The organism is Winogradskyella sp. HaHa_3_26 (genome assembly GCF_019278425.1).
Lineage (GTDB): Bacteria > Bacteroidota > Bacteroidia > Flavobacteriales > Flavobacteriaceae > Winogradskyella > Winogradskyella undariae.
This window is the reverse complement of record NZ_CP058981.1, coordinates 3,687,886-3,704,637: the sequence shown is the minus strand read 5'-3', so window position 1 is coordinate 3,704,637 and position 16,752 is coordinate 3,687,886. Positions and strand designations below refer to the sequence as shown.

The following is a 16,752-nucleotide window of genomic DNA, read 5'->3' as shown; positions in this document are numbered from 1 at the left end:
TTAGCATACATTTTGCTTACTCAATCGGAAAAAAATAATCAGAAATAATTAGTTTAAAAATGAGTTACAACGTATTTACTGTTTCGAGGAATTTACTCCCAACAATATTGGTTATTCTAACTTTATCCTGTAATTCTAATAGCGAGTCAAATAACCTGACAATCTCAGGAATAATAAACAACAATAGTTTAGATACAATTTATATTAAAACACATCAAAATTACCACGTAAGTGGAAAACCAATTAACAATTGGAATCTAGGAATTCGCTCTGACAATTCTTTTAAAGAAACACTCGTAATACCTCGCGGATTTTACAATCTCTACGCTGGTGATAATATTTATCCTATTTATTTAAATAAAGGATATGATTTACACATAACTATCGATGATAATAAAATTGAATTTTCAGGATATGGAGCAAAAGAAAATACCTACAATCAAAAAAGTAAAGAATTAGATAAAAAATTGGCTTCAATTAATACTTATCATCATTATGCAAATCTGAATGAAGATAAGTTTTTAAAACTCACTGATTCAATTAAGGGTTTATATGATAAATTAATTGAAGAAAGTTCATTCGATGATAATGAATTCAAATATTTTTTAGAATTACACAGTTTAGCAGAGCGGACTCACAAATACCTTACTTATCCTTTTACCAGAGAAAATGTTGATGAAAATTATGTAAAATCCAACTCTTATCCAGATTTTTTTAAAGGAATAGACCTTAAAAATGAAGATTATATTGAAGTTCCATTGTTTATGATGAATCTATTTACTCATTCTGGACTTATTAACAAAAACAACTTAGATTCAATTAATGACATGGATTTATCACATCTAAAATATGTTAGCACTGATACGACATTTATAAAAAGTGAGAAGATTCGCGAGCAGTTAATGTACGTTACAGCCTTTTTTAATATAGAACATACAAATGATTTAGATACCTTTTATAAAACATATTATGCTTCAACACAGAATACCTACTTGAAAAATATTATTGAAAAAAAATATTTTAAGTTAAAAAATTATGATGTAGGTTCTAAACCTTCGGATTTTGAATTTAAAAATAGAAACAATCAATTTGTTTCCCTTAGTGACTTAAAAGGCAATGTAGTCTATATAGATATTTGGGCAAGTTGGTGCAGACCTTGTATAAATGAAATTGAGTATTCAAATAAAATTCAACAAAGATTAGATAAGTATGATATAAAGTTTGTTAATATTTGTATTCAAACAGATTCGATAAAATGGCGAAGTATAATTAAAGAAAAATCATTTGATGGTATTCAATTATTTTGTCAACCAGAAGAACTTACTGACTTTAAAAAAGAATATTTAATAGAAAGTTTACCAAGATATATTATTTTAGATAAGACTGGGGAAATAATTGATTTTAATGCAAAAAAACCTTCTGATATTACACTCGTAGAAGATTTGCTAAATCTAAGTAATTGAGAAAATATTAAACGGAATGAATACTTAAAAAACGTATGCTAACACCGTGTATAATTAATTGCTTTTTTGAGCTTACTTGCGAAAATTCATGCGGAATTTTCTCTGGTCCGTAAAAGTTTGCTAATTTAGTTGCTTAACCACGCAACTAACCATACACAAACACGTTGTGTGTAATTTGACGAGCAGCTTCTGCATTCAATAACTTAATGCAACAAATCTATAGCTTATTTAGAATAATCTTTCTTTTAATTAAATAAATTAAATTACCAGCAGAATCATAATTTCCTTTTTCATACCAATTCTTCATTGAGTCAAAATATTGATATTGATAATATCTACTTATACTACCAAAACTCGCAATATGTTTGACTTCTATTAACCTATCAATTTCATCATAAGTATAAATTATTTTAGACGGATTTTTATCGAACTCATCTTTAAAATTCCTAGAATAGGTTTCAATTTTTGATAATAAATCCTTATCATAATAGTACAAGGTACTATCTTGTAAGGAATTTGAACTGAAAAATATACTTTTAGTTTTCTGGTTATTTTTATTATACGAAAAAACTTCCTTATTCATCATATTTGAGGAGCCTTTAGTAGTTTTTTTAATTAAATTATCGCTTGAATCGTATTTAAACTCTACTGTTTCAAAAATTAATCCATCTTTATCTAATTTCTCTATTTTAATTAAATTACTGTTATCGTATGTGTTGTTATATTTAAGTTCCGTTTGCAATTTATCATTTTCATTAAATGAATGTGTAAGAGTTGAATTACCATATTCGTCATATTTAACAATTGTTTTACGATTTTTTGAGCTAAAGATACTTTCCGAAATATTTCCAGTATTATCATAAGTACTACTAGTATTTGAAGCAAGTACATTGTCTTTTAAGTAGCTTTTTATTGATATACTTTTTATTGCGTTTTTTTGAATTAAATAATTGGCAACTTTGACTAAACTTGTATCATTGTTTTTAATTTTAAAACTACTATCAATTATTCTTTCAACCTTGTTATTAAGATTTATTTCAGCAGATAGTAAAACTTTATCACTTGATTTAATTTTAAGTTTAGAGTCCTTTTGATTACAACCATAAAAAAGTAATGTCAAAAACAGTATAAAATATAATCTCATATCACATCAAATTATTATTACTCATTCAAAGAAAGGGAAAATTTTCAATAAACTATTGCTAAACATACAATTGAATAATTATTTTAATTTGAATTAGATAAATTGTCTTAAAAACAGAACTATTTGTAGCAACTTGAATGGTAAAAAAACTACACACAACACCGTGTATAATTAATTGCTTGGTCACTGCCGACTTACGAACATTCCTGCGGAATATTCTATCTGTGATTTATTTGCTAAATTAGTTGCTTAACCACGCAACTAACCATACACAATCACGTTGTGCATAATTTGACCAAAAAATGAAAACATTAACTATAATACTATTTTTTTCCATTTCGATTGGCTTTTCCCAAACTGCTGAATATGGAAAATTGACAAAAAAATCTGAATATAAAAATTATATAACTAAAATTGGAGATACTTTAAAAGTCGGAGATACGTTGACAATTGGAATTCCAACTTCTGATTTAGGGTTTACCTATATTTCGCAAGGAGGACAAAGAGTTTCAAATACTTTATCTGATAAAAAAGTAGTTGTAGATAAATTAAAAACTTACGGAACTAAAAAAAGTGGATACAAATTGTATGCCCATTTTAAAGGTTATGGTCTTATTCCTGTTTTAATAGATTATGACACTGCGTTGGAAGTTGGAGAAATAAAAAACCCGAATAGAAAATTAACGAAAGAAGAAGCTATTGCCAAGTTGAAAGAAGCAAAAGAATTATTAGAATTGGGAGTAATAACTCAAGCGGATTATGACAAATTAAAGTCTGAAATGACACCAATTATTCTGAATTAAAAACTATGCACAACACCGTGTATAATTAATTGCTTGGTTTTAGCTTACTTGCGAAAATTCCTGCGGAATTTTCACGGGTTCGTTAAAGTTTGCTAACTTAGTTGCTCAACCACGCAACTAACCATACACAATCACGTTAGCAACAACCTAAAACCAACTATGAGAAAAACAAGAAACTTAAATGGAATTCCTGGGAATCTTGCCTTGAGTTATTTAAGTACGCTTGGATATTATGATGGTGGATATATGGCTGATTGGTTGAATTACATTGCTCGTGAAAAGAATATAAATGAAATTGAGGTTGACATTCTGAATAGTAAAATAAAACCGACTGAAACTGACATCAAACCATTAAAAGCGGATTTGAATAAATTGAGAAGAATTCTGAATAAAGAATTATCTATTCACGGATTTGAAACGGATTTTATAAAAAAAGCGGTTATGAGATTTGAAATTCCGATTGACAACCCAAGATTTAAAAATACAATTTATTGCTACCCTTTTATCGAGGACGAAACTGGAAAAGTCTATAAGCCGAAAAAGAAAATAATTGAAACAGCATACGAAGTTGATTTTAACCCAATAAAGAAACTGAAAATCAAAACGGAAAAAATGAAAAATAATTGGATTAGTAGAATTAAGAAAATGTTGAACTGAAAAAAGGCAGTTGCTAACACCGTGTATAATTAATTGCTTGTTTTAAGCCTACTTACGAACATTCCTGCGGAATATTCTATCTATGATTTATTTGCTAACTTTAGTGCTTAAATAACGCAACTAACCATACACAATCACGTTAGGCATAATATAAAAAAATGACAATTTCAGAACAAATACAGCATAGTACAGTAAGAATTGAAACTGTATTAAATAACGGAAATACTTCCACAGGAACAGGTTTCTTTTTTAAGTTTCTTGAAAAAGAAAACGGAGAACACATTCCAACAATTGTAACTAACAAACACGTTGTTAGAGATTCTAAAATTGGAGTTTTTAGATTTACCTTAATTGATAAAGATGGAAATCCTGATTACAAGAACACAAAGGAATATAAAATTCCAGATTTTGAAAAACAATGGATTGGACACCCTGACCCAAACATTGATCTTTGCGCTTTGCCAATTGGCGGATTATTAAATTTAGCATCAAAGAGCAATGAAAATTTCTTCTATATCCCTTTAGATAAATCATTAATTTTTAGTGACGAGGAATTGAACAAATTAACAGCAATGGAAGATATTACAATGGTTGGATATCCAAATGGTATTTGGGATTCTGTAAATAATTTACCAATTTTCAGAAAAGGAATTACTGCTACTCATCCGAAAATTGATTACAATGGAAAAGAAGAGTTTATGATAGATGCTGCGTGTTTTCCTGGCTCAAGTGGTTCACCTGTTCTATTATTAAATGAAGGAAGCTATTCAACTCAAGAAGGAATAACAATGAGAACGAGAGTTAAATTGCTTGGTGTTTTATATGCTGGACCACAACACACTGCTTCTGGAAAAATTGAAATTATAAATATCCCAACAAGACAAGAACCAGTTGCTATTTCAAGAATACCTAACAACCTCGGAATTATTATAAAAGCAAAAAAATTAATTGAATTAGAAACTGAAATAAAGAGAGTATTAAAAATGTAAATACTATGCCTAACACCGTATAAAATTAATTGCTGGTTTTAGCCTACTTACGAAAGTCCTCGCGGACTTTCTATCTGGGTTTTATTTGCCAACTTCAGTGCTTAAATCACGCAACTAATCTTATACAACAACGTTGTGCTTAATTATTAAAAAACATTGTGACTAAAATTAAAATCCTTTTTCTACTGTTTTCAATGCAATTATTTTCACAGAATTTGGTTGAAAATCCAAGTTTTGAAGAAACCAAAAGATGTGCGGAATTAATTGGAAATTTTGACAATAATGTAAAATATTGGTCAACACCAACTTGGGGAACTACAGATGTATTCAGTACTTGTGCTAAAGGAGCAGTTGGAATTCCTAATAATTACAACGGAATGCAAGAAACAAAATCTGGAAAGAATTATGCTGGATTCTATTTGCACTCTGATGAAAATTATCGCGAATATATTCAAGTAGAATTATCCGAAAAATTGGAAAAAGGAACTAAATACAAACTATCATTTTATGTAAATCTTGCTGAAAAATCCGATTTTGCAATAAAGAATATTGATTTTATGTTATCGGCAGATAAGTTAAACACAACTATTTCAAGAGAATTATCTGAAAAGCAATTAAAAAAATCCAAAATTGATAGCTATTCAATTTACAAAATTGACAACACAAGATTTTATGCCAACTCTAGTACTTGGACATTAATCTCTAAAGAATTCAATGCGAAAGGAACTGAACAATTTTTGACGATTGGTAACTTCAACAAAAACTCAAAAACTGACAAAATTCTTGTTTCAAATAAAAACAGATTTAATATCTCTTATTACTATATCGACTTAGTAAGTTTGGAACAAACCGATTTACCAAAAATAGAAAATGAACAAAACACTGAAGTATTTCAAGAAAAAACAGTAAAAACAGAAACTGAAAAAATTGAATTAAATAAAGACTATACTTTTACAAATGTAGTTTTCAATTTTAATAGTACTGAACTATCGGAAAATGCAAAATTGGAAATTAAATCTATTTATAAATTCCTTGAAAAAAATACTGAAACTAGAATTTTAATTTCTGGTCATACAGACAATGTTGGAACATCTATTTTTAATCAAGAGCTGTCAGAAAATCGGGCTAAATCGGTCTCCAATTTTTTAGTGTTTTTAGGCTTAGATAATAGTAGAATTTCTGCAATTGGATACGGCAATACAAAACCAATTTCGACAAATGAAACGGAAAAAGGTCGGAATAAAAACAGGCGAGTTTCATTTATGATTGTACAAAAATAACTAAGCACAACACCGTGTATAATTAATTGCTAGGTTCTTCCCTACTTGCGAATATTCCTGCGGAATATTCACGGGTTCGTAAAAGTTTGCTAAATTAGTTGCTGAACCACGCAACTAACCATACACAATCACGTTGCCAACAATTTGATAAAATCGTAAAAACAACTGAAATTTAGGCTGAAAATAGAAAAAGTTTAATACAGAAAATCTATTGAAAAACAAATAACACCGAATGAACAACGAACTGATTGAACAAAAAAGCTGGTGGAAAAGGAATTGGAAATGGTTCGTTCCTTTAAGCGGAATATTATTGATTATTATATCTGTTTTTATTTCTTCTGGAATGAGTGGAATTGGAGCTGATTTGGCTCAAGCATATTCGGATACTGAACTTTATGAAAATGCTTTGAAAAAAGCTAAATCTGACCAAAAAGTTATTGACTTACTTGGCGAAATTGAACCGATTGATAAACTTGCAATTATAGAGGGAGAAGTTCATTTCACAAATAATAATCAAACTGTGAATTCCTCAATCCGATTAATAGGAACAAAAGGAAAAGCAAGAATGGATATTAAGGCTGATAAAATCAATAATGAATGGAATTATAAAATAATAAATGTCCGAATTAAAAATCCACCGGAAAAAAAACAAACGATTGAAATAATAAAAGCGGAATAAAAACTGTTGGCAACACCGTGTATAATTAATTGCTTGGTTCTTCCCTGCTTGCGAATATTCCTGCGGAATATTCACGGGTTCGTAAAAGTTTACTAATTTAGTTGCTTAACCACGCAACTAACCATACACAAACACGTTGGCAAACATTTATGAGCAACTTTACGTAAAGAAAAATAAACTGAATTGGACAACAGCATAATCGGAATTGGAATTGCACTCGGAATTAGTTTCTTTATTCTTTACACAAGGAAAAAGAAATGGATGAATCCCAAAATAATATGGCTGTCCTGTATTGGACTTTTTGCTATTGGACTTTTCGGATTGTTAAATACTAAAACTGAATTTAGGAACGACAGAATTATGTATTTCGGATTTTGCGTGCCAATAATTTATTGGTTTTTTGACCGAATCTTTAAACGAATTAGTAAAAATATCCATAAAAGAGATTTTATACTTTTTATGAGATATTCGGACGACATTAATGATGGTTTTGGAGCAAAAAATCCACACGTAAAAGAATCTGATAAATTATTTTCATTCGGACTTTTAATCATTATAGTAGCGACTTTATTAATCGGAATGAAAGCGATATGAAAATAAAAAAAGAAAACCTTCTTTATTATGCTAGCGTTATTCTCTATTTGATTTCTTTAACACAAAACGCGTTCCTATTAAATAATGAAGATGGACATTATGGTTATTTAGCATTAATTTTTGGCTTCTATGCAGTTTTCGATACAGGAATATCTTGGTTAGCAAATTTTTTGATAATATTTTCTTGGTTATTTAGACATAAGAGAACCTCATTATACTATAGCTTATCAGCTTTGATTTTAGGTATTTCATTTTTATTCATTGATGAAATTGTGATGGGAACAAACAACAAATACGGAAAAATAACAGGTTATGGAATTGGATACTATCTTTGGATATCTAGCTTTTTAATAATGACAATTAGAAATATTTTCAATTATAAAAAACGATTTACCAACACCGTGTATAATTAATTGCTTTTTTTAGATTACGTGCGAAAATTCCGCTGGAATTTTCTCGGGTTCGGTCAATTTTTGCTAAATTAGTTGCCAAACCACGCAACTAAGTTATACACAAAACCGTTATATGCTATTAAAAAAAAAGAAAACCTCATAAAAAAATTTAAAAAAAACTAACTTGCACAAGGTCTTTTTAATAAGAAGACATCTAAAATAGAATATATTAAATTAAAACTTATAAAGTTATGAAAATTAAACTAACATCAATGCGCTTTATTGCCTTATCCTTATCACTTTTTATAATGGCTTTAGGTTTAGAATCATGTAGTTCTGATAATAATTCGGATACAGATGAGGAAACTGACACTGCTGATTGTGTTCAACAAGAATTGGCAGAAGGAAGTGGAGTTTGTGATACACAATTAGCTTTTGATTCATCTGTAACAATTAGTATTGATGGAACTGATAGGGTTATCACAACCAATAGTATTCCTGATCATTTAGTAGGAACCTTTATTAATGGAGATATTACCGAACAGAATGAAACTTATACAATAACTACAGATCCTGAACTTACAGGAAATTTAATTTCGCTAGAGGGCGATAATGGTCCTGAATATATTTTTGGTGTCTTATTAGATGGTGTTGAATTAGACCCTATTGCAGCTGAACCTTGGCCACATAGTGATCTTGGAGTTATGGATCCTGATGTAAATTGGGATTGGAATTTAGAAGCATTAAATGTTCCTATAGGTTTAGACTGTAACTACTCACATGTTCAACCTACTGGTAAATATCATCATCATGGTACACCAACATTATATGATTTAGTTGCAGATGCAGACGGAACTGAAATGGTACAAGTTGGATGGGCTGCTGATGGATATCCTATTTATTATAAATACGCATATACTGATGCTGATGATAGTAGCTCTGCTGTTATAGAAATGACCTCAAGTTATGAATTGTTATCAGGTAATAGACCTGGAGATGGTGAATCGGCACCTTGTTCTGAGTACAATGGTGCATATTCTGCAGATTACGAGTATGTTGATGGACTTGGAACTCTTGATGAGGCGAATGGAAGAACAGGTGTAACCCCTGAGTTTCCTAATGGTACATTTTATTATATATTGACTGATGGTGATTCTTTTCCAAGTATCCCAAGATACTTTAGAGGAACACCTTCTGATGACTTCCAACAAGGGCCAGGGAATTAAAAAAAATCTTAAAAAACGAATCAAATATGTATAAATTATATTTATCATGTTTATTCTTTATCATGTGTATACCTTTTACGTATGCACATGATTCTGATATAGCTTATTTTGATATTACAACAGAAGGTACTCAAACTATAATTCATGCTGAATTTTCATGGAGTATTCGAAATGCCTTAATTGCATTCGATTCTAATTATAATAATGCTAAAACAATAGAAGAAATTAATAACATATTTTTACGTTACACCAAAGAGAAGTTAAAAGTTTTTGACACAAAAGACAGACAATTACATTTATTAAAAGTTGTTCTTGAAAAGAATAATGAAGAACATAACCATGCCACACGTTACACATTAATATTCGAGGGTTCAGATATTAGTAAAGTTTCAAATACCATGATGTTTGAACAGAGTAACTCTCAAAAAAACTATCATTGGTATGTAAACAAGGACGGAAAAAAGGAAGAAGCAATTACAGACAACACTGCTTCATCTTTTAATATCACCACAGAAACTGCTAGTTATTTAAAATATTATTTAATTGTTGGTGCAATACTGTTGTTAAGTTTACTGATTTTTTCTTTTAAAAGAAAGACAAGGTAAATTGTAATAAAATAGAATTTATGCTAACTATAGTAAAAGATTCTATTAATTTTTAAGAGCCAAATTAGATTGAAAATTATACTTGTGGAAAAAATCATGTTATGATATCTGTGAAATTGAATAAACTACTGATTAAACAGCATATAACACCGTGTATAATTAATTGCTTTTTTTAGATTACGTGTGAAAATTCCGCTGGAATTTTCTCAGGTTCGTTCAATTTTTGCTAAATTACTTGCTAAACCACGCAACTAACCATACACAAACACGTTGGCAAACATTTGAACGAAATGCAGTATTATATATTAAACATTGATGATTCTGGAGCAATTGAGGAAATTGATTATGAAAAAGTCGATGGAGAAATTGTTGCGATATGTAAAATGTATGATGACAACGATTTTAATAAACTTAATGATATTTTACACTCAACGAATGAATATATAATTAATGAAAAAGCATTAAATATTTTCAAAGAAAGTAAGACAATTAATTATAAATTAGGGAAAGCAAAAGTGTTGCGTAAAGAAAAATTATTTGGAATATTTAAAAAGAATAATTCTTATGAATATTTCGACTTGACTTTTCCTGACGAAAACGCAACGGATTGTTACGATTGGATTGATTTTGAAAAAAGTAAAATATTTGCAATTAATGAAAATGACGAAAAATTTAAAATCACATCTCATCAACACGAATTAGACTTGATATCAGAAAATAAATCGGATTCTGATAAAAGCTATTCCTTTAAAACGGAAAAAGTTGTTTTTGGGAAAAATTTTGATTCCGAAATAGACTTGTTTAAAATTCCTCATTATTCTTGGGGAATTTATGTTTCGGAAAGACTAAAAAACAAGTTAGAGAATACAAAAATAACTGACATTCAATTTGCAGAAAGTAAAGATAAATTAGGAAAAATATGGAAACCTCATTTTCCGATAATTGAATTTGAAAAATAAAAACGATTTGCCAACACCGTGTATAATTAATTGCTTCATTGAGCTTACTTGCGAATATTCCTGCGGAATATTCACGGGTTCGTAAATGTTTGCTAACTTAGTTGCTGAACCACGCAACTAACCATACACAACAACGTTAGCTTTAATGCTCAAAAAAACGAAATATGAAAAACATCAAAATTGAAGAGCAGGAACAACCTTCAAAGAAGAAATTAATAATATTGACTATTCTCTGGCTCTTTAGTACAGTAACTTTCCTAATATTAATGACTGATTTCTTCAAGGAATCGCCATTTAAAAGTAGATATGTAGGTTTTTTTATGATATTATTTGTTTCGACTTTTGGTATTATTAAAATATATTCTAACTATCGAAAATATAAATCAATTTTATAGATAAAAATTACTTAAGACTCTTTAGTTTGTTTGAGGAATTGGAAACTTGAAAACTCACTCAATTGGAATTTATAAAATTGTGGAATTGATCACTCAAAATTGGAATTATGAGCTGAATCAAAAAATAACTCAATCGGAATTTTAAGTAAGTCTTTGGAATCAAAATCGCACTAAAATAATTCAAAATGAGTTATTAAAACCAAAGAAAAAAGCACTAAAAGCTAACACCGTGTATAATTAATTGCTTTATTGAGCTTACTTGCGAATATTCCTGCGGAATATTCACGGGTTCGTAAATGTTTGCTAACTTAGTCGCTAAACCACGCAACTAACCATACACAAACACGTTGTGCGTCATTTAAGAAAAACCGAACAAAACAGAAAAAATGAAAATTTATTCACAAATTCTTCTTCTAATTTTAATGATGTTCTCAGCTTTTAGCTGTAAAGAAAACACTACCAAACAAAAGACTCACAAAACTGAAAAACAAGCTGAAATAAAAAAACAAAAAAAAATACTTCAAGATTCTATTATAACGAAAAGTAAAATAAAAAGACATAAACGCTACATAAGCAAATATGTTAGTGCTAAATCTGGATTAAATTATAGAGATTCACCAAATGGAAACATTTTAGATAAATTTCCGTTAAATACAAGACTTAAAATAATTGAAAACACGAAAATATTTGACCAAATAGAAGATGAAGGAAAAAAAATAAAAGGCGAATGGCTCGGTGTTGAAAAAGACAATGATACTGTTTATGTATTCAGTCCTTTTTTATCAGATTTTTATAACTATTCTGAAATAGGACTTTTTTATGCAAGTCCATACGACAAGTCTTATGATAAAGCGAGTGACGGTTTTGTTAACCTTTCTGAAATATATCCTTTTGACTTTAATGAGAATAATAGCACTATAATACCAGAAACAGATTTGGGTAAAGACCCTGTGAAATTTAACCAAACCCAAAGAAAAAAAATTTATAAGACGATGGAGATTTCGAATAGAGATACTCTTTACATATTTAACTTTGATAAAGATTCAATTTTTAAGTATCCAACAAGTAATTTAACAGCGATAGCATATGTAAATCCATATAGTAGAGGCGATAGAAATCTGACAGAAGACGAATATATGATTGGATTAAACTTAGAAGATAAATTTAAAACAAAAGGACAGAATTTTGCCTACATAGGAAAAACAAACCCTTTTCAGACTGGAAAAATTAAACCTTTGATTTGGAACAGGACTGATAATCTTAATTTTCCTTTGAAAGAAACTACTACTACTGACAAACAAATAACTACAGATAATATAACACTTGAAACCTACACTCTTTCGATATCGAAGTTTAAGTATTTTATTCAAAGTCATATTTCTAATAAGAATAACCGCTCTCGTATTCGAAAGCATCAACTTGTTGTGATAGATACTACAACAAATAAAATAACAAGAGAACTGAATTATAATAGTAGCGAAAGTATAAACATAAGTCCAGTTTATAAATCATCTGATGATAAAATGGAACACTACTATAGTTGGACTGGAGAACTATTTAAAAACAAGCCACCAATTATTTATGGACTTTATGGAAATTCATTTGGATGTTCGACAGTTGATTTCATTGACAAGAATGAACCTACAATAAGAATATTTTGTGACAATAGACATTAAAAAAAACGAACGCACAACACCGTGTATAATTAATGGCTGGTTCTCGCCTACTTACGAAAATCCTCGCGGATTTTCTATTCGGTTTTTATTTGCTAAATTAGTTGCTTAAAACACGCCACTAATCATACACAAACACGTTGTGCGTCATTTAAGAGCAGAACGGAAACAAGAATTAATAAAGAAAATGAAACCTGATTATCTGAAAATAATTATAGATTCTTTCCCTGAAAATCTAAAATCGGATGTTATAATGGTTTTCAATATTATTCCGTTGGAAAGTAAATATAAATTTGATTTAATAAGTTCTGATTCCTATGACGTAAAAGTTAGTGGAGAATTATTAAAAATCCCAACAAGAATTTATTTTGACCAACCAAAACCGCAAAACGAAAATCAACTGACGGAAATACAGAAAGATATTTTAAATTGCTTTTTTACCAGACATCATAATGGATTTATAAGAGAGAAAAGGTTAAATAAAATATCTGAAAAATTAGAAAAATGGAAAACACCATTCCTTGTTCAATTATTAGGAGAATATATTTATGAATTGTTTCCGATTATTGACGAGAAAGTGAATAACGACACATTGGAATTTTATAAAGAATTTAAAAATGAGAACCCAATATATTGGCAACAAACCGAAAGTCGAATAGCAAGTTATTGGAATGAATATTACAGATATAAATTCCCGAAATTAAAAGACTATTTAGGAATTGAAATTATCAACCGAATAAAAAAAACGAACGCACAACACCGTGTATAATTAATTGCTAGGTTCTTCCCTACTTGCGAAAATTCCTGCGGAATTTTCACGGGTTCGTTAAAGTTTACTAACTTAGTTGCTAAACCACGCAACTAACCATACACAATCACGTTGTAGCACATTTGAGAAACGAACTAAATGATAGAATTAATACTTTCGACTTTAGCTGAATTTGGTTTAATTCGTGAGGATTATAAACATCAAAAGCGAATAACTAAAAAAGAAAAAGAAGACGGAATTAAAAGACCGATTCAAAAATATTTTATGCAACCAAGTGCATTAATGTTTCTGTCTGTTATAGTAATTGGAAGCATAAGTGCTATTCTGTTTTTTACTTATCAAAGAAAATCTGTATTTCCAGAAAAAACGAAAAAAGAAATATTGGAAATGAGCGACAGAATGGAAAATTGGAAAGAAAATTTAGGAAAATATCCAACGGAACTGAATGAATTAATCGGAAATAGTCCTTTAAGACAAGATTGGAAAAAAGACGCTTGGAATCGAGAATATGAATTTACGATTACGGAAAATGGAAAAGGATTTTTAATAACGTCTGCTGGTTTAGATGGAAAATTTCATACTGATGATGATATTAAATCGGAATAAAAGAAAATTTAAAATTATAAGACTTTATATAATTAGTTTAGCCTGTATTGCCGGCTTTTTTTTGTTAGAGAATTCTAACATCATTTCTGAACTTGTTCAAATATCGGAAAAAGGACGCTATGGTGGATTTCCAACATTTTTTTTAACAGGATTATTTAAATACGGATTATTAGTAGTTGGAATAAGTATTATTACAATTATGAGTTTTCTGTTAATCAGAGAAAGAATAAAAAACGATTGAATAAATAAAAACGTGCTACAACACCGTGTATAATTAATTGCTATATTCTTCCCTACTTGCGAAAATTCCTGCGGAATTTTCACGGGTTCGTAAATGTTTACTAACTTAGTTGCTTAACCACGCAACTAACCATACACAATCACGTTCTATGCAATTTGACAAACACCGTGAATGAATTACAAACTTTTGATATTTAGCCTATTTATAATCCTTTCATCTTGTAAGGATCAAAATTATCAACCATTAGAATTGATAGATATTAATTGCAATAAAGTGCCGGAAATTTTGCAAAATGTTTTTGATAGTGACCAAGGAATGAGAACAAATGGAGGAGAAATTAACCCTAAAATAGATAAAGAAAATCTGATAACAGTAGTTAGTTTAATTGAAAAATGTGGAATGCCTACATTAGAAGTAGTTAGCGATGTGCAAATGAGCGCAGTTTGGGTAGTTTTCCAACATGGAGACAATGCTAATCGAAAAAAATACTTACCACTTTTAGAAAAATCAGCAAAAAATGGAGATTTAAAAGCATCGCAAATTGCTTTGATGAAAGATAGAACAATGATGAACGATGACTTACCTCAAGTATACGGAACTCAAGTAATTCAAAATGAGAATGAATGGATTTTATACGACCTTGCAAATCCAGAAACTGTAAATAAGAGGAGAACGGAAATGGGACTTGAACCTTTACAAGATTATTTAAAACGTTGGAATATTGAGTTTGACATTAAACAATCTGAATAAAAACTGCATAGAACAACGTGTATAATTAATTGCTTGGTTCTTATCTATTTGCGAATATTCCTGCGGAATATTCACGGGTTCGTAAAAGTTTGCTAACTTAGTTGCTAAACCACGCAACTAATCATACACAAACACGTTGTAAGCAATTTGACCCATGAATTTTCCTGAAATAGGTTGACTAAAAATTAAGCAATTAATTACAGTCACTTATGAAAACACAAAATGAACACTGGCGAAAAAAAAGTTACCAAAAAGCCACTTTAGAGACCAAACTTTTAGTCGTTGACCAAATCTTAAATGGTCAGCTTTCAAACAACCAAGCTTCAAAAAAATACGATATCCCTCGAACAACCATTACCTATTGGTTAAGAAAATACAGTACTTTAGTACAACAAAATACGGGTATGAGTAAAAACGATGAAATTAAAAAGTTAAAGGAAAAGATTGAAGAACTTGAGTTTCAAAAAGACTTTCAACAAGACATTATAGCTGACATGGAACTTATTACAGGAGTCGATATGTCAAAAAAGTCATTACCCAAAACATTAGCAAAAGAGATAGAGTTAAAGAAAAAACAGCGTATAAAAGAAAATGGCTCTATGGATGTTTTGGGATATATAAACAAGCCTTCTACAAAAGACTAAGAACTCAACAGAAAAAAGAAATAGATCATCAAAAAATGATTAAAATGGTCAAAGACTACCGTAAAAAAGTAGGCTCAAAAACTGGTGGTATTAAGCTACATAAAGAACTTAAACGAGAATTTATAAGCGCTGATATTAAAATTGGTAGAGACAAGTTCTATCGCTTCCTCAAACTAAATAACCTTTTAATTCCTAAAACAAAAAATTACATTACCACTACAAACTCAAACCATATGTACAAAAAATATAAAAACCTGGTAAAAGACCATGTCCCTACTCGTCCTGAACAACTTTGGGTCAGCGATATCACTTATATTAAAACACAATACGGTCATAATTATTTAGCCATTGTTACAGATGCTTATTCTAAGCAGATTATGGGATATAAACTCGACAACCATATGAGAACATCACTTTGCACAGATGCGCTCGCTATGGCTATTAAAAATAGAAAATATCCCAATCTAAAGCTTATCCATCATTCGGATAGAGGTTTCCAATACTGCAACCCCAAATACACACAGTTTGCTGAAGGTAATGGAATTACAATGAGTATGACTGAACAATACGATCCTTACGAAAATGCTGTTGCTGAACGCATTAATAGAACTCTTAAATATGAATATGGATTAAAACAAACCATTAAAAACACTGAATTAGCAAAAAAAATGACACAACAAGCCGTCTATATTTATAACAATTTAAGAACCCATTTTAGCCTGGATCTCAGAAAACCTACTGAAGTCCATCTGAATCCAAACATCAAATACAAATCCTATCGAAAAAATAATGTAAATTTACCTGAACTTACGATTTAAGAACTGACCTAGTTCAAACTATTTTTTGCCTTCTAAACCGCTGAAAAAAAAATCTTTTGAACGTC

18 protein-coding genes are annotated in these 16,752 nt (G+C 29.6%); 17 read left to right on the top strand and 1 reads right to left on the bottom strand.

Annotated features, from left to right (window positions below):
- Positions 1-59: 59 nt before the first annotated feature.
- Positions 60-1,463 carry a TlpA family protein disulfide reductase gene (locus H0I32_RS16015; protein ID WP_179314749.1) on the top strand — a complete coding sequence of 468 codons (1,404 nt, stop codon included), beginning with the start codon at positions 60-62 and terminating at the stop codon, positions 1,461-1,463.
- A 217-nt stretch (positions 1,464-1,680) separates the two neighbouring features.
- Here the strand turns inward: H0I32_RS16015 and H0I32_RS16010 are convergent, their stop codons facing one another.
- The gene (locus tag H0I32_RS16010) at positions 1,681-2,607 is read right to left on the bottom strand and encodes a hypothetical protein (protein ID WP_179314748.1); all 927 of its coding nucleotides are present in this window, start codon (positions 2,605-2,607) and stop codon (positions 1,681-1,683) included.
- 302 nt (positions 2,608-2,909) lie between these two features.
- Here H0I32_RS16010 and H0I32_RS16005 point away from each other — a divergent pair, with 302 nt between their 5' ends.
- The 16 genes from H0I32_RS16005 to H0I32_RS15930 all read left to right on the top strand — a co-directional run bounded on the left by H0I32_RS16005 (position 2,910) and on the right by H0I32_RS15930 (position 16,687).
- Positions 2,910-3,410, top strand: coding sequence for a hypothetical protein (locus H0I32_RS16005; protein WP_179314747.1), 501 nt, complete (start codon positions 2,910-2,912; stop codon positions 3,408-3,410).
- Positions 3,411-3,569: 159 nt separating this feature from the next.
- On the top strand, positions 3,570-4,067 hold the full coding sequence (locus H0I32_RS16000) for a hypothetical protein (RefSeq protein ID WP_179314746.1): 498 nt from the start codon (positions 3,570-3,572) through the stop codon (positions 4,065-4,067).
- Between the two features lie 158 nt (positions 4,068-4,225).
- Positions 4,226-5,056, top strand: a complete 831-nt coding sequence (locus H0I32_RS15995; RefSeq protein ID WP_179314745.1) for a serine protease — start codon at positions 4,226-4,228, stop codon at positions 5,054-5,056.
- A gap of 194 nt (positions 5,057-5,250) precedes the next feature.
- Entirely contained in the window at positions 5,251-6,336 is a 1,086-nt protein-coding gene (locus H0I32_RS15990; protein WP_179314918.1) for an OmpA family protein, read from the top strand.
- A gap of 232 nt (positions 6,337-6,568) precedes the next feature.
- Positions 6,569-7,015: a cytochrome c oxidase assembly factor Coa1 family protein gene (locus H0I32_RS15985; protein ID WP_179314830.1), complete on the top strand. Its 447-nt coding sequence runs from the start codon at positions 6,569-6,571 to the stop codon at positions 7,013-7,015.
- Positions 7,016-7,198: 183 nt separating this feature from the next.
- Positions 7,199-7,609 carry a hypothetical protein gene (locus tag H0I32_RS15980; RefSeq protein WP_179314829.1) on the top strand — a complete coding sequence of 137 codons (411 nt, stop codon included), beginning with the start codon at positions 7,199-7,201 and terminating at the stop codon, positions 7,607-7,609.
- On the top strand, positions 7,606-8,022 hold the full coding sequence (locus H0I32_RS15975; protein ID WP_179314828.1) for a hypothetical protein: 417 nt from the start codon (positions 7,606-7,608) through the stop codon (positions 8,020-8,022). Before H0I32_RS15980 ends, H0I32_RS15975 begins: the two co-directional genes overlap by 4 nt.
- 230 nt (positions 8,023-8,252) lie before the next feature.
- Positions 8,253-9,227: a YHYH protein gene (locus H0I32_RS15970; RefSeq protein ID WP_179314827.1), complete on the top strand. Its 975-nt coding sequence runs from the start codon at positions 8,253-8,255 to the stop codon at positions 9,225-9,227.
- 26 nt (positions 9,228-9,253) lie between these two features.
- The gene (locus H0I32_RS15965; protein WP_179314826.1) at positions 9,254-9,832 is read left to right on the top strand and encodes a hypothetical protein; all 579 of its coding nucleotides are present in this window, start codon (positions 9,254-9,256) and stop codon (positions 9,830-9,832) included.
- Between the two features lie 290 nt (positions 9,833-10,122).
- Positions 10,123-10,791, top strand: a complete 669-nt coding sequence (locus H0I32_RS15960; protein ID WP_179314825.1) for a hypothetical protein — start codon at positions 10,123-10,125, stop codon at positions 10,789-10,791.
- Between the two features lie 781 nt (positions 10,792-11,572).
- Positions 11,573-12,862, top strand: coding sequence for an SH3 domain-containing protein (locus tag H0I32_RS15955; protein WP_179314824.1), 1,290 nt, complete (start codon positions 11,573-11,575; stop codon positions 12,860-12,862).
- Between the two features lie 139 nt (positions 12,863-13,001).
- Entirely contained in the window at positions 13,002-13,628 is a 627-nt protein-coding gene (locus tag H0I32_RS15950) for a hypothetical protein (protein WP_179377352.1), read from the top strand.
- A gap of 138 nt (positions 13,629-13,766) precedes the next feature.
- Entirely contained in the window at positions 13,767-14,234 is a 468-nt protein-coding gene (locus H0I32_RS15945; RefSeq protein ID WP_179314912.1) for a type II secretion system protein GspG, read from the top strand.
- A gap of 526 nt (positions 14,235-14,760) precedes the next feature.
- Entirely contained in the window at positions 14,761-15,225 is a 465-nt protein-coding gene (locus H0I32_RS15940) for a DUF6624 domain-containing protein (protein WP_179314911.1), read from the top strand.
- A gap of 209 nt (positions 15,226-15,434) precedes the next feature.
- Complete coding sequence (locus H0I32_RS15935) at positions 15,435-15,869, top strand: helix-turn-helix domain-containing protein (RefSeq protein ID WP_179314915.1); 435 nt, start codon at positions 15,435-15,437, stop codon at positions 15,867-15,869.
- Entirely contained in the window at positions 15,758-16,687 is a 930-nt protein-coding gene (locus H0I32_RS15930; protein ID WP_179314916.1) for an IS3 family transposase, read from the top strand. The genes H0I32_RS15935 and H0I32_RS15930 overlap by 112 nt, the downstream gene beginning before the upstream one ends.
- The last annotated feature ends 65 nt before the right edge of the window (positions 16,688-16,752 follow it).